The sequence below is a fragment of the Candidatus Chlorobium masyuteum genome, assembly GCF_011601315.1.
Taxonomy (GTDB): Bacteria; Bacteroidota; Chlorobiia; order Chlorobiales; family Chlorobiaceae; genus Chlorobium; species Chlorobium masyuteum.
In genome coordinates this window covers 121,508-135,256 of sequence record NZ_JAAORA010000005.1, presented here as the reverse complement: position 1 = coordinate 135,256, position 13,749 = coordinate 121,508, and the positions used below count along the sequence as shown (strand labels likewise).

At 51.1% G+C, this 13,749-nt stretch carries 15 protein-coding genes and 1 pseudogene; 8 read left to right on the top strand and 8 right to left on the bottom strand.

The genetic code is table 11. From position 1 onward, the window contains the following. Window positions 1–360: 360 nt before the first annotated feature. The gene (locus tag G9409_RS09655; RefSeq protein ID WP_166808561.1) at window positions 361–672 is read right to left on the bottom strand and encodes a hypothetical protein; all 312 of its coding nucleotides are present in this window, start codon (window positions 670–672) and stop codon (window positions 361–363) included. Between the two features lie 409 nt (window positions 673–1,081). Here G9409_RS09655 and G9409_RS09650 point away from each other — a divergent pair, with 409 nt between their 5' ends. Further along, window positions 1,082–1,270: a hypothetical protein gene (locus tag G9409_RS09650; RefSeq protein WP_040433416.1), complete on the top strand. Its 189-nt coding sequence runs from the start codon at window positions 1,082–1,084 to the stop codon at window positions 1,268–1,270. Further along, window positions 1,267–1,550, top strand: a pseudogene (locus G9409_RS09645) (type II toxin-antitoxin system RelE/ParE family toxin). The gene G9409_RS09650 and the pseudogene G9409_RS09645 overlap by 4 nt, the downstream one beginning before the upstream one ends. Before the next feature lie 315 nt (window positions 1,551–1,865). Here G9409_RS09645 and G9409_RS09640 read toward each other — a convergent pair. Both G9409_RS09640 and G9409_RS09635 read right to left on the bottom strand, forming a co-directional pair. Beyond that, a complete protein-coding gene (locus G9409_RS09640) occupies window positions 1,866–2,279 on the bottom strand; it encodes a nuclear transport factor 2 family protein (protein WP_166808560.1) in 414 nt (137 codons plus the stop codon). Further along, the gene (locus G9409_RS09635) at window positions 2,276–3,085 is read right to left on the bottom strand and encodes a bestrophin-like domain (RefSeq protein ID WP_166808559.1); all 810 of its coding nucleotides are present in this window, start codon (window positions 3,083–3,085) and stop codon (window positions 2,276–2,278) included. Before G9409_RS09635 ends, G9409_RS09640 begins: the two co-directional genes overlap by 4 nt. Before the next feature lie 198 nt (window positions 3,086–3,283). On the opposite strand from G9409_RS09635, the gene G9409_RS09630 reads away from it, so the two are divergent. Then, window positions 3,284–3,520, top strand: coding sequence for a ribbon-helix-helix domain-containing protein (locus G9409_RS09630; protein ID WP_166808558.1), 237 nt, complete (start codon window positions 3,284–3,286; stop codon window positions 3,518–3,520). Then, window positions 3,505–3,843 carry a type II toxin-antitoxin system PemK/MazF family toxin gene (locus G9409_RS09625; RefSeq protein ID WP_166808557.1) on the top strand — a complete coding sequence of 113 codons (339 nt, stop codon included), beginning with the start codon at window positions 3,505–3,507 and terminating at the stop codon, window positions 3,841–3,843. Before G9409_RS09630 ends, G9409_RS09625 begins: the two co-directional genes overlap by 16 nt. Before the next feature lie 23 nt (window positions 3,844–3,866). On the opposite strand, the gene G9409_RS09620 is transcribed toward G9409_RS09625, so the two are convergent. The 3 genes from G9409_RS09620 to ygiD all read right to left on the bottom strand — a co-directional run bounded on the left by G9409_RS09620 (window position 3,867) and on the right by ygiD (window position 6,840). After that, window positions 3,867–5,342 carry an adenosine deaminase family protein gene (locus tag G9409_RS09620; protein ID WP_166808556.1) on the bottom strand — a complete coding sequence of 492 codons (1,476 nt, stop codon included), beginning with the start codon at window positions 5,340–5,342 and terminating at the stop codon, window positions 3,867–3,869. Window positions 5,343–5,448: 106 nt separating this feature from the next. Further along, complete coding sequence (locus G9409_RS09615) at window positions 5,449–6,006, bottom strand: NADPH-dependent FMN reductase (protein ID WP_166808555.1); 558 nt, start codon at window positions 6,004–6,006, stop codon at window positions 5,449–5,451. Window positions 6,007–6,057: 51 nt separating this feature from the next. Beyond that, on the bottom strand, window positions 6,058–6,840 hold the full coding sequence (gene ygiD, locus G9409_RS09610) for a 4,5-DOPA-extradiol-dioxygenase (RefSeq protein WP_166808554.1): 783 nt from the start codon (window positions 6,838–6,840) through the stop codon (window positions 6,058–6,060). A gap of 249 nt (window positions 6,841–7,089) precedes the next feature. On the opposite strand from ygiD, the gene G9409_RS09605 reads away from it, so the two are divergent. Continuing rightward, window positions 7,090–8,796 carry a 2-oxoacid:acceptor oxidoreductase subunit alpha gene (locus G9409_RS09605; protein ID WP_166808553.1) on the top strand — a complete coding sequence of 569 codons (1,707 nt, stop codon included), beginning with the start codon at window positions 7,090–7,092 and terminating at the stop codon, window positions 8,794–8,796. 14 nt (window positions 8,797–8,810) lie between these two features. After that, complete coding sequence (locus G9409_RS09600; RefSeq protein WP_166808552.1) at window positions 8,811–9,674, top strand: thiamine pyrophosphate-dependent enzyme; 864 nt, start codon at window positions 8,811–8,813, stop codon at window positions 9,672–9,674. A 63-nt stretch (window positions 9,675–9,737) separates the two neighbouring features. Here G9409_RS09600 and G9409_RS09595 read toward each other — a convergent pair whose 3' ends face one another. Together G9409_RS09595 and G9409_RS09590 are read right to left on the bottom strand one after the other, a co-directional pair. Next, complete coding sequence (locus G9409_RS09595) at window positions 9,738–10,946, bottom strand: acetate/propionate family kinase (protein WP_166808551.1); 1,209 nt, start codon at window positions 10,944–10,946, stop codon at window positions 9,738–9,740. A gap of 39 nt (window positions 10,947–10,985) precedes the next feature. Then, window positions 10,986–11,972 carry a phosphate acetyltransferase gene (locus G9409_RS09590; RefSeq protein ID WP_166808550.1) on the bottom strand — a complete coding sequence of 329 codons (987 nt, stop codon included), beginning with the start codon at window positions 11,970–11,972 and terminating at the stop codon, window positions 10,986–10,988. Between the two features lie 530 nt (window positions 11,973–12,502). On the opposite strand from G9409_RS09590, the gene G9409_RS09585 reads away from it, so the two are divergent. Next, window positions 12,503–13,285 (top strand): YoaK family protein, encoded by a 783-nt coding sequence (locus tag G9409_RS09585; protein ID WP_166808549.1) that lies wholly within the window; start codon window positions 12,503–12,505, stop codon window positions 13,283–13,285. 109 nt (window positions 13,286–13,394) lie between these two features. Further along, a complete protein-coding gene (locus G9409_RS09580; RefSeq protein WP_166808548.1) occupies window positions 13,395–13,748 on the top strand; it encodes a GTPase in 354 nt (117 codons plus the stop codon). Window position 13,749 lies beyond the last annotated feature (1 nt).

The following is a 13,749-nucleotide window of genomic DNA, read 5'->3' as shown; positions in this document are numbered from 1 at the left end:
AATAACCGTCAAATGTCAACATAAAAACCATGAAGGGGTCAGAATGAAATACGGACAATACAAGCGCAACTTCTTTTTTCTTTGTCAGTTATTTCACTCAAACGTTGTCGGATGGAGATCGGGCCTGCACTTCACTTGCAGAGACCAGTGAACAAGCCCTGATGGATTTTGAGGAGCGGATGAGGATTTAGAAGGAAATCACCTTGCCGGAGACAAGTTTAACGCAACGGGGTGCCCATCCATTCAAAAAAGGTGGCAGAGGCCTGAACAAGCGCATGCCGACAGGCTCCTCTCTCATCCTCCCTGCTTTCATCTGTTTCAGAAGTTCTTCACAACACACAATTCACTGATCCGGCATTATTAACCCTGAGAGAAATAATCATCCGGAAGGATTGCCGAAGGCAGAGGAATAAACTGGTCAAGGCCTGTTTCCTTGAGAAATATTTCAAACATGAAATCGTAAATTTCAACACCGTTTTTCTCACACACATCAAAAGCCTGGCTCATAAGCTCGTTACGCTTTTCAGCCTCTGTTTCGGAGTAGGTATTCTCATTGGTAACGAGGTTAACATACTCCCTGAAATCAGTATCAGGATGAAGGTTCACGCCTTCATCAATTATTGCTTTTGTGAAAAAAGCAACATCCGCCATGGTCTCAATTCTGTTGATCATTTCAGTAAAATCAGGTTGTTCAGAAGCAACACAAATCAGATAAACAGGAAACAACAGCCCAATACAATAAACGCGTTTTCCCCTAACCAGAATATAACATATTTTACGTTTTTTTATTAATTATTTTACTGTTTTTATTCAATTTAAGATAAAAAAACACCACATCCTGACTGCTCAAAAAACAAATTCCGGAACAACATTCATCGGCTGCAACGGCAGCCAATATGCCACTCTTCTGGAGCTGAAAAACAGGTCGGCCCTGCAGAGCCAAAAAGGATTTTAATTTACCGATTGTATATTATTTGTAGCAGTTGGAGATTCGCAGGATTGGCCAATATCAGCAGATTCATCTGAATATGTCTCAACTGCTGTCCAGGCTGCTCTTTCAGAAACAGACAGGAGGTGAAATATGTCAACGCTCATGAAAAAAGAGGAAGCCCATAAACTGATTGATCTCATGCCTGCGAATGCGACATGGGATGACCTGATGCATGAAATATATGTTCGGGAAGCAATTGAGCGCGGGTTAGCTGACAGTAAGGCAGGTCGGACAAAAGAGGTGAAAGAGATAAGAGGCAAATACGGCTTGCAGGAATGAAAGTCCACTGGACAGATACCGCGCAGCAGGTCATCTCGATGCCATCTATAATTTCATTGCTCAAGACTCTGCCGACTATGCCCGTCGCATGGTTGATCGCCTTACGCGAAAATCAAAACAGATAGCCGAATATCCCTTTTCAGGCAGAAGCGTTCCTGAATATGATCTGGAGCAGGTCAGAGAAGTGATTGAAGGTCCCTACCGTATCATCTACTACATCAAGCTGAATCAAATTGATATTCTTGCGGTCATTCATGGAGCTATGAATCTACGAAGCTGAGGGCACAAGCCGCAATCCGGGACGGTGTTCACTACTGTCAGAAACCGGGGCTCCTCCCGACGGTCAGGAAAGTTGTGCTGCGCTTTGTTTCATGCCTTTAAAAATCGAATCGGCAACCTGAGCCGGAAATCCGGTTGGCCATGGCCATTTTAACCCTTTGAAAAGAGATTCAAATATAACCCGCAAGGTATATTTCAGGAATATACTCCGAAAGGGATACTGGTATACCATACCTGTTCGTTTCATTCAAGAGCGAACAGCATCAAGTTCCAAAGAGATCGGAAGCTGAAAAACGGGTCGGCCCGGTGCTCCGGTTCAGAAGGAGTAGGTTCCGGCACTGAAGGGGACGCTGGCCATGCCGGCACAGATTTTCCAGTTACCGTTTTCACTGACGAGGGTGAGGGCGTAGCGGAAGAGCGTCTGCTCCTGCTTCCCTTCCGTCTCAAAGGTGATAGGCAGTTCAACCAGAACAGTGGCAAGCGTATCGCCGGATTCGACATGGCTGTGGCGGATATCTCCAAAGCGGATATTCGACATACTGGCGAAGTCGCGGCTGAAGGCATCGCGGATATTCTGAAGTGAGCTGAACACTTCGTTATCGTTCGTGCCGAGCAGCATCAGCTCTCTTGTGGTGCTGAAGGCCGAGAGGCAGGCCTCGACATCCTCTTTCGAGTAGCTGTTGAGGAATCGCAGTACCACCTCCAAAGCGGTCTGGCTATTGCTCTTCATGGAGCTGTCTGGTTTGATTGTTGGCTCTCCAGTATACTCTGGCGAAGTTCGATAAGGGGTTTGTCGGCCAGATCAACACGAACGAGGCCTCTGCGCGGAAACTCGAGATCAAGGATCACAAATACCGTGAGTGAAATAATCGCGGCAAAGGCGACAGGATGCAGCCAGTGCCGCCTCTCGTTGACTGACATATTGTAGCCGACGAGCAGGGAGCCGATGAGACTCAAGGAAAAAAAGAGCAGTAAAATAACGATCGGGGGATGATCAATCTGCGATGTAGCTCTGGTGGTTGTTATGTCGATCATGGTGTTCAATGAGGCCAGCGCAAGAATACCTGCATGCTTTGCTGCCCCGGGCCTTTCGCAGTCAGCTACACTCTTCTTCCATATCTCTGCCTGCAGCACTGCACTTTTTTCAAGGGTGGCTTTCGTCGCTGCAGCATCCTCCACATTGCGGTACACCGCCAGTCGGGTGTCAAGGTAGCGGCGGAAAAGATCCTTCAATTCCGGCTGAGCATCCGGGGAAAGCAGATCCATACGGAGGTATGCGGTGCCAATCGCATTGGCCTCCTCGGTGATCAGTTGGCGGCGGTTTTCAAAACGCGACTCGGCACCGGCAAAGGTAAAGGCGATAATCAGTCCAAGCAGGCCGAACACCGCGCCTTCAACCGGGCCGATCCCTTTTGCCAGACCATCAGGGTTGCAACGGAGGGTTCTCTGGCCGATACGGCGCCCGATTTCAGTGCTGAGCATCATGCCGCAAAAAAGGGCGGCAAACAACAGAACTATGATGACGGTAAAAGTCATATCCGATAAGTTTTCAGTTGTTGCTCACCCTCTCCTCATTTTTTGAGCCCTCCCGGAAGAGTGATCAATAATTGAAATATAAGTAAAAATTCAGAGCTACACCCGCAGCTAAACGCCCGGAGCTAACTATCCCTTCTTGTTTTTGCAACAGGAAAATAGTATGATTAAAGGTATGATAATCACTCAAAAAGTGCAGCGATGGGAAAAACAAAGATTGCCGTCACCATAGACGCTCAGGCAGTAATCAAAATTGACCGGCTTGTAGAAAAAAGTGTTTTCGCAAATCGCAGCCAGGCGATACAACAGGCGATTTATGAAAAAATCGATCGCATTGAGCGAAGAGCGCTTGCTGAAGAGTGCGCAAAACTTGACCCGGTTGAAGAAAAAAAACTGGCTGATGAAGGTCTGGAGACAGAACAATGGCCGGAATACTGAGAGGTGAGATCCGATGGGCTGAGCTTAATCCAACCCGGGGAAATGAACAATCCGGCCTCCGGCCGGTTCTGGTGCTCAGCCATAACGTCTTTAACGAACGATCAGGCACCGTTATCGCCGTAGCTCTGACAAGTCAGCCGCAAAAAGCCGGATTTCCGCTCACCATGGCGGTTGAGTCAGCGGCACTTCCTAAAAAATCATGGGTCAAGATCAGCCAGATCAGAACCTTGTCTGTGGAGAGAATCGGAAGTAAAATAGGAACCCTTTCGCCGGAGGAATTAATCCGGGTTATCGAAGGGCTGAATGAAATTATCAGCAATTGATAGTTGACGAGCTAAAAGCCCCTTTAATTGCGGCGGGCAAAGTCGGCAATCTTCTCCTCAAATCCTGCAAATTTTTTCTGCAGGAGCTGCAGCCCCCTCTCCTTCTCATCCTGTTTCAGGAAAGAGTAGCTGATACTGTTTGCGGCAAACCGCTTTACCTCGTCATAGGAGTAGCGGTAGCGGCTGGCAAGCAGCACATACTCCTCTGTCAAAGAGTTGCGTGAAACACCGGGATCGTCAGAGGAGATCACCACCGGTACACCGCTGCCGGTGTAAATCCTGATCGGATGCGCTTCATCCTTTACGCCGAGAATAAACTCATTACTGGTAAGGTTGATCTCGACCGGAATCCGCGCCTCCTTCATCCGCTTCAGGGTAGAGAGGGCTTCGGTTTCATAGGCAATATCAACTCCATGGCCAATCCTGGCGGCTCCGGCAACCGAAACAGCCTCTGCGATATGGTATTTCATCTCTTCGGGCGGTACCATGCCTGATGCCAGCTCTCCGGCATGCATGGAGGTTCTGATATGGGGATACTTCTCTTTCAGGTACCGGAACATCTGCATGTGCAGCCGGTAGTCACCGAGAGCAACCGGATCGTTCTCGGCACTGACAATGTTGACACCGACAACCCCGTTGTTTTTATTGGCTTCATAAAATGCAGTAGAGAGGCCGGAGAAGAAGACCGAGGGGGCGGAATTCCGGGAAACATAGCTCTGAAAGCGGAGCGTAAAGTTCTCGTCATCAAGACCCTTGCTGCTTGAATCCACGAGTTCACGATACTGATGAACCTTGTCATAGAACAGGGTGTCCTGAGTGATTGCGGTGTAAAAGCCGTCAAGCAGGGCCCGGAACTCTTTGTTATCAATATTGATCACACCGCTTCTGGCACGAACGTCAAACACCGGATCGGGCTTCTGATAACCTGGAGAGACAAACATGGTTTCGAGGTACTGAACGTTCTCATTTTTCGCCCGTTCCTTGAGCTTCAGCAGCCCCTCCCGGTAGTAGTTCCGGTTACTGTTGAAAATTTTCGAAAAGTAGATGAAGGTATTGAAAAACTGGGCGTCCGGAGGAAGCTGATCATGATAGTGATTGGCATAATCCTTGTCAGACCAGTGCGTGAAGAAGTCACTGCACATAGCCCTGTTGCTCCTCAGGTTTTTCACTGAAACCGTGTCTTTCAGCCTGTCGGTATCCTTTGGCGTTATAACCGAATAGTCACTCTTGCTGATCCAGCATCCCTCTTTTTGTATCCACTCCAGATAGTTCTCTGCGTAGAGTGATCCGGTGAAGTGCTGATGAATATCGCCCCCTTTCGGCATAAGGGTAAAGAAGAGCCGAAGTCCGGCAATATCGGGCTTTGCCGGAGCTATCAGCCTCTGATAGTATGCCCTGGTCGCGCTGTATGAGTCTGAATCTTTTGGTCGTGCATGCAGGGTTGCTGCAGAGAGAAGAAACATCCAGAGCATGATCAGGAGAGCTGATTTTCTATGCATAACCAGAGCACGGTTAGGTTGAGAGAAAAAAGAGCAGCTTGCGGACTTGAAGGGTAATTTACACTTATTTCAAGCGCATTCGATAACGAAAAGCACGCAACCTTTTTCATGAATGCGACAGGTGCAGTTTTATCCAGGCTGCATACCGATCCATCCAACTCTGCAGAAACTGCCGGCTTCCCTCTCCGATATTGCCCTTTTCATCAAAGAGTCCATCCTTAGTCTGAATGAACGCTTCCGGCTGGGCGAGTGTCGGCACATCGAGAGCCACCAGAATGTTGCGCAGATGCTGCTGAGCCATTGCCGTGCCTGAGGTACCGGGAGAGATGCCAATCATACCGGCAGGCTTGCCTGACCATGAACTTTGCCCATGGGGCCGCGAAGCATGGTCAAGGGCGTTTTTAAGCACACCGGGAATTGAGCGGTTGTACTCGGGTGTCACAAAGAGAAGGCCGTCGGCATTTGCAATTTCACGTTTCAATCGCAAAACGGATTCCGCCTGCCGGTTATCATCATCCTGATTGTAGAGCGGCAGATCGCCGATCCCGACATCGCTGAACGTGAATTCCGGAGGTGCAAGCCTGACAAGCGCGCTGGCCAGCTGACGGTTGAAGGAGTCCTTTCTGAGGCTTCCGACAATCATCGCAATCTTGTATTCCTTCATAGTCCTCTTCATTTTACGTTATCCGGCAATCCGGTTCTGAAATCAATCCGCTTATCGGCCGACAGAGACCGAGAGCATGGAGAGCGATCCGCCCTCAATCCCCTCAACCGGAAAGCTGAGCGGTTCATCCTCTCTCTGCAAAGCCAGTATATAAAGCAGCGGCAAAAAGTGTTCAGGAGTCGGAACCGAAAGCCGGGCATCCTCACCCATATCCCGGTAATCAACAAGCTCACGCCCCCGACCTTCAATGATGAGTTTGCGTGCTTTATGCTCAAACCTGGCAGCCCAGTCAAACGGCGGCTCTGCAATATTGTCCCAGGCATATGCTGCAAGGTTATGCACAAGATTGCCGCTGCCGAGAACGAGAACCCCCTCTTCGCGCAGCGGCTGTAGCCTCCGCCCGGTCTCATAATGAAACTCCGGGCTCATGGTACTGTCGATACTGAGCTGCACAACCGGAATATCTGCATCGGGAAAAAGATGAGCAAGCACGGACCATGTTCCATGATCCAGCCCTCGCCGCTCATCAGAACGCACCTCAAGGGGCCGAAGAAGCTCCTGAACCCTCCGGGCAAGTTCTGGACTTCCCGGAGCAGGGTAGGTTACGCTGTAAAGTTCAGGTGGAAAGCCGCCGAAATCATGGATCGTTTCGGGATACCGACCGGCGGTCACCGCACTGCCCGGAAGATACCAGTGTGCCGATATGGCAAGGATTGCCTCCGGACGGGCTATTGAGCGACCAAAACGACGCCAGCTTTGGGTGTATCTGTTTGATTGCAATGCATTCATCGGGCTTCCATGTCCGAAAAAAACAGCCGGCATAACCACACGCATAGATTCCGCTCCTTATATGATAATCGAATGTTTATAACAACAAGAAAGAGCCCTCATTGATTCCTCAGATCGAGAAGAACTCTGCGTAACGGAACAAACCTCGCAAAGGCAGCAGAGAGAGAGAGAGTGCCCGCTGATAACACGAGACCATCATTCTTGCAATTCAGATGATATCTCCCGGCCCGTCGGCACTTGTTGGGCAGATTGATGGTTATATGTAGAGTGTCCGTCAAATGTAAACAACTTCCCATGCACCACTATCTGCACGATATCTCCATGGTCTTTGCCGGAGAGGCCGGACAAGGTCTTCAGACCGTTACGGAAACGCTGCTCCGGATTCTTCATAAAAGTGGCTACTGCGTATTCTCCTGCACAGAGTACATGTCGCGAATCCGCGGGGGGTGCAATACCACGGAAATCAGGATTACAGACAAAAAACGAGGCGCCTATCTGGAACGCATCGATATGCTTTTTGCCCTCTCCCCGCTCGCTGTAGAACACCTGAAAAGCCGCATCAGGAGCGGGACACTGCTATTTGCTGAAAAAACGCAGTTCGCTGAAAGATGGGATGAGCACTACATCGATACCCCCTTCAGGAAGTTTGCCGTTGAAACCGGCAGCCCTGTTTATTCAAATACGGTAGCGGCAGGAATCGTCTCCGGCATTATCGGCCTCCCGATTGAACGCTTTACCGATTACCTCGGTGAACAGTTTGCCGCAAAGGGAGAAGATACCGTTTCGAAAAACCGAATTGCGGCAAAGCTCGGTTACGATTTCGGACGCCGGACCGCTGCTGACAAAGCGATTCTCCTTCCTTCGCCGGCAGCATCCGGAAGTTCCGGGCGCCTGCTTATGGACGGCAATACGGCGCTCGGCATCGGCGCAATCGCTTCCGGCTGCAATTTTATAAGCTCCTACCCGATGTCTCCCGGAACCGGACTGCTCACGTTTCTTGCGGCTAAATCGAAAACATTCGGCATCGTAGTTGATCAGGCGGAGGATGAAATTGCTGCAATCAATGCCGGGATTGGAGCCTCCTATGGCGGCGCACGAGCTGTTGTCTCTACCTCAGGGGGCGGGTTTGACCTGATGCAGGAAGGAGTGAGCCTGGCAGGCATGCTCGAAACACCAATTGTTATTCATATCGGCCAGCGGCCCGGACCGGCAACAGGTCTGCCTACCCGCACGGAACAGGGTGACCTCAACCTTGCACTGCATGCCGGCCACGGTGATTTCGCAAGGGCCATCCTTGCGCCCGGCACGCTCGAAGAGCTCATTGAATCGATGCAACATGCATTCAGGCTTGCCAACCGCTTCCAGATTCCCGTGTTTGTGCTCACCGATCAGTTCCTGCTCGATGCCATCACCACCATTGAGCGCAAGTACATTAAAAGGCTTCCGTTCGAAAGTTCAATCATAAAAACCAAAGCTGGTTACCAGCGTTTTGCTTTCACTGATGACGGTCTGAGTCCACGCGGTGTTCCGGGGTATGGCGATGGTCTGGTTCGCGTTGACTCCGATGAACATGATGAAAGCGGCCTCATTACGGAGAGCTTTGAAATGAGGCAGAGCATGGTTGAAAAGCGGCTGAAACGAAAAAAAGCGCTCTCTGACGCAGCACTGATGCCCACCATTATCGGCAGCCTCAGCGAGGCATCAACCGTGGTGATAGCCTGGGGTTCAAACCGGGGTGTGCTTGAAGAGGCACTTGCTCTGATCGGGAACAAAAAGCTTGCGGGGCTCCACTTTGCTCAGCCCTACCCGCTCAATCCGGAGATAAAACCACTGCTTGAAAAGAGAAAACTCGTGGTCATGGAAAACAATGCTACCGGACAGTTTGCCGATCTTCTCTCACTTCATACAGGCAGAACCATTTCGCACCGGATCGTTAAAGCCACGGGCCAGCCATTCAGTGTGGAAGAGGTTGCAGAAGCGATAAAAGCCTTAATAGAGTAAAAATGAACCCGATCATGACTAAAACACCGACCCGCTTCGATATGCCCCTGACTACTGATGTCGCATGGTGTCCGGGGTGCGGAAACTACATGCTGCAGAGTGCCGTGAAGATGGCCCTGCATGAGCTCGCCGTTGACCGGAAAAATCTTGTGATGGTCTCAGGGATTGGCCAGGCAGCCAAAGCACCTCAGTATCTCAATGCTCATATGTTCAACGGTCTGCATGGTCGCGCACTTCCCGCTGCCCTTGGCATAAAGCTGTCGAACAGGAACCTTGTCGTAGTAGTGGAGTCGGGTGATGGCGATATGTATGGAGAGGGGGGGAACCATTTCATCCACGCCATACGCAGAAACATGGATATCACCGTCATTGTCCACAACAACATGGTCTACGGTCTCACCAAGGGCCAGGCCTCTCCGACTTCGCAGCGGGGAATGACAACTCCGGTTCAGGTTGAGGGTGTCATGCTTGAGCCCTTCAACCCCCTTGCTGTGGCGCTGGCACTCAACGCACCGTTCATTGCCCGGGCTTATGCCGGAGATGTTGAAGAGACCAAAAAGTTGATCATGCAGGCAATCTCTTTCAGGGGATTTTCTCTCGTTGACGTTTTCCAGCCCTGCGTTGTCTTCAATAAAGTGAACACCTACCAGTGGTTCAAGGAGAATACCGTCTACCTGCCGGAGAGTCACGACGCCACAGATCGTGCTGCCGCCTTCGGGCTGGCAACCGCGACGGGCAAACTTCCGCTGGGAGTGTTCTTCCGGAGTGAAGGGCGGGAACTTTACGAAGATCTTATCGGCGTTGGCAAAACCCCGCTCTACAAGCAGAAACCACCGGATGAGAAGGCATTTCAAAACCTGATTGATACCTACCGCTGAAGAGCAGCTGCATGCCGCAGTAAACGCCGGAATCACCCGCGCCCGTTCAAAAAGAGGGCGCATTCACCCCCGTTGTTCAGGCCGCATCGCTCGCAGCAGCGTCATGGTATGGCGGGCAATCATCAGCTCCTCATTGGTTTTGATGACGCTTATCTTAACCGTTCCGTTTTCATCTGTCAGGTCGGCTTTATTGTTCCTGTTTTTACGCCCATCAACCCTGATGCCGAGAAACTCCAGCCCCTGGCAGAGGCGATACCTGATTTCAGTGGAGTTCTCCCCTATACCGCCGCTGAACACCACTCTGTCGAGCCCTCCAAGTACAACAGAGAGTGCTCCGATATATTTACGCGCCTGGTAACAGAATAGCTCAACAGCATCACGTGCTGACGAATCACTCTGCTCAGCCGCAAGCAGTTCACGCATATCGCCTGATCGAGCTGAAACGCCAAGCAGTCCAGAGCGCCTGGTAACCATCACTTTGATCTCTTGCGGACTCAACACTCCCTCTTCGAGCAGAAACAAAATCACACCGGGATCGAGATCACCGGTACGAGTACTCATCACAAGTCCGCCTGCCGGAGAAAATCCCATTGTTGTCTCAATACTCCTGCCCTCCTTTACTGCCGCCATGCTTGCTCCATGACCAAGATGGGCAATAATAATCCTCTCCTTCATGATCGTTGGCCCTTCAAGCCGCACAAGCTCTCCAAGGATGTATTCGTAGGAGAGTCCATGAAACCCGTAGCGCTGAACCCCTCGATTCCGTATGGATTCAGGAAGTGCATAGAGCTTTGCAATCGGTGGCATGGCTGAATGAAACGAGGTATCAAAGCAGGTTACCTGAAAGGCGGCGGGAAAAAGCTTCACCGCACACCTGAGCGCATCGAGTGCAGGTGGAAGATGCTGCGGAGCATAAGGACTCAGAGCATCAAGAGATGTGAGAAGTTCCGGGGTCACAGGCTGTGGCGTAAAGTACAAAGGGCCGCCGTGAACCATCCGATGGCCAACCGCATCGGGTTTGCGATCCGCAAACTCCGACTCCAACCATGAGAAAAGATAGCGGCATGCCGCAGCATGGTCCGGCACAACAATTCGCTCATTTGCGAGTATCTTTCCCTCCCGGTCGTTAACCAGGCAGCGGCCCTCAGGCTGACCGATTTTGGTCAGTGAACCGGAAAAAACAAGCTGCTCCTCTTTACCGATCATATAGAGGGCAAACTTGATGCTGGACGAACCGGTGTTGAATGTCAGGATTTTTTTATCGGGAGGCATAACGCTCCTGGCAATAAATTCGGTAATGGCCGCCCGTACTCATTTTATTCGCCCGCTACGACGAGCCTCAAGCACCAAAACAGCAAGCGCGCAGGAGAGTATCCGGGTTCGCTGACCGTCAGCTCTGCTGGCAAGGATGATCGGCACTCGCCCACCCATGACAATCCCTGCCGCATCTGCTCGATTGATGAAGGTCAACTGCTTTGCAAGGATGTTGGCAGCCTCAATATCCGGAGCGAGTAGAATATCCGGGTCTCCGGCAACAGCTGAAACAATTCCTTTTTTTTCGGCAGCACTTCTGCTGATGGCATTGTCAAAACCAAGCGGCCCATCGATAATGCATCCGGTAATTTGAGCGCGTTCAGCCATTTTAGAGAGTGCCGCAGCATCAAGCGTCGCCTGCATTTTTGGATTAACAAGCTCAACGGCAGCAAGTACTGCGATTTTCGGCAGACGGGATTCATCACTCAAGGCACGCCAGACGTCAGCAGCATTCCGGCAGATATCGGCCTTGACAGAAAGATCGGGTGCAATATTGACGACTGCATCGGTAATGATGAGCCACTTGTGATAGCCTGCCGTATCCATCACATAGGAGTGAGAGAGGCGCCTTTCCGTTCGCAGACCTGAAGCAGATGCCACAACCGGGGAGAGCAGCTCTTCAGTGTGCAGCGAGCCTTTCATGATGGCCTCAACACTGCCTGCTCCGGCCAGCTCAACCGCCTTTTCGGCAGCGGCATGACTGTGTTTGACATCAATAATATCCCATGAAGAAATATCAAGCGCTGCTCTTTCGGCAACGTCCCGGATGCGCGCAGCAGGGCCTATCAAAAGAGGGGTAATAAGATTTTCCTTCGCTGCATTGACAAGAGAGGCGAGCACAAACTCATCAACCGGATGTACAATGGCAGTTAAAATGGGAGGTAAAACAGCACATGCCTTCAAAACTGCGTGATAGCGATCGTGGGAGTGAACCTGAATTTCGGGCGGTTCATCACTCGCAAACATATGATAGGTATCGGTCATCAATTATGATCTGATCTCATGGGAAAAGAACTGCCATCGGCCACTTCTAACAACCCTGAAACTCCGCATCCGGTTCCCTGACTCTTTGGCCGTCTGATCAGCCTCCGGCAGCTCATAGCAAAACGGCACCGTAACCTGAAACGACCATCAAAAGGTTCAGCATGTGACCATACATAATCTTTTACGGCTTCCGTTATACCGTTGCGGGTATAACGTTTACGATTTTCACGTAATTGCCCGTTTTCCGGTTTTTAAACCGGCACCAGATACAACAAAAGAGCAGTAATGGCGAAACAGGGAGCAAACAAGATGTAATCAGCCAAATCGAGCGGTCACTTGCGTTGAGAGGAACGCAGAGCACTGCATGGCCGGATAAAACAAAAAGAGGATAGCTGAAAGCATGAGAACGCAGAAGTAAAGAGCTGCTCATCGGCGCAAATTATGAGAAACACTCATTTTTTAATTATACTCATTCGGACGAAGCTGCCGAAAGACACCCCCGTGAAACGAAACCTGACCCGCTCCTCTCTATGCCTATAAAGTATGCCAGACGCCTGTCGGGGCGCAAACGTTCGACGGAAACAAACCGTCATCTCGGCTTCGCGCTCGCCTTTGTGGCCGGAGCAACCAATGCCGGTGCCTATCTGGCCGTGAAGCTCTACACCTCGCACATGACCGGCATGGTCTCATCAATGGCCGACAACATTGTTCTCGGCAACCGTGATCTTGCGCTCGGTGCTTTCGGCGGCGTATCCTCCTTTCTCGCCGGTGCGGCAACAACAGCCGTCATGGTCAACTTTGCGCGGCGGCGGCACCTGCACAGCGAGTTTGCTTTTCCACTCCTGCTTGAAGCGCTTCTCCTGCTCTCCTTCGGCCTGCTTGGCGCTCAGCTCTCCACAATCAACGGCGTATTTGTACCGGTTACGGTGATGCTGCTCTGCTTCATGATGGGGCTGCAGAATGCCGTCATCACCAAACTCTCGAACGCGGTGATTCGAACCACCCACCTGACCGGCATCATTACCGATATGGGAATTGAACTCGGCAAACTCTTTTACTGGAACCGCCACACCCTTGAAGCAGAGGAGGATGTTGTGGCTGACCGGGACCGGCTGAGGGTGCTTGTGACGCTGACGCTCTCCTTCTTTGGGGGCGGACTTTTTGGCGCTCTCGGCTTCAAGGCGATAGGCTATGCGCTGACTGTCCCCCTTGCACTCCTCCTTGTCCTGCTCGCCGTCGTACCGGCAATAGACGATCTCCGGGGCTACCTCTACAGAGTGGCACGCAAAAGGGCTGCAGGAAGGCTGGATTGACAAGGGGGCGGCATCAAGGGAACTCTTGAGAAGCAGGGGTGTTTATGTACTGTAAAGCTCACTGGAATTTCACCACTCCCGGTCCAACAGATGGTAAAGCTCTACCCTTATGACGCTCATCTTTGTCTACAATACCGACAGCAATCCGCTCAGCTCTCTGATCGATCTGGGCCATAAGATCCTCAACCCCGAAACCTACGATTGCAGTCTCTGCAAACTGACCCATGGCCCGTTTACCGAGAAGGATGCGTGGAGAGCGTTCCGCATCTCGATCGGTGTTCCTGTGGAGTTCCTGCACCGCGATGAATTTGAAAAAAAATATAGTCGCAGCTTTGAATACCCGCTCATTCTGAAAAAGAGTGACAGTTTCGAGATTCTGCTCTCAAAAAATGAGATTGACCGGCTCGGCGATCTTGAGGCACTTATTGCGGCAGTAAAAAAAGAGCTTCCGCCAAAGGAGTGAG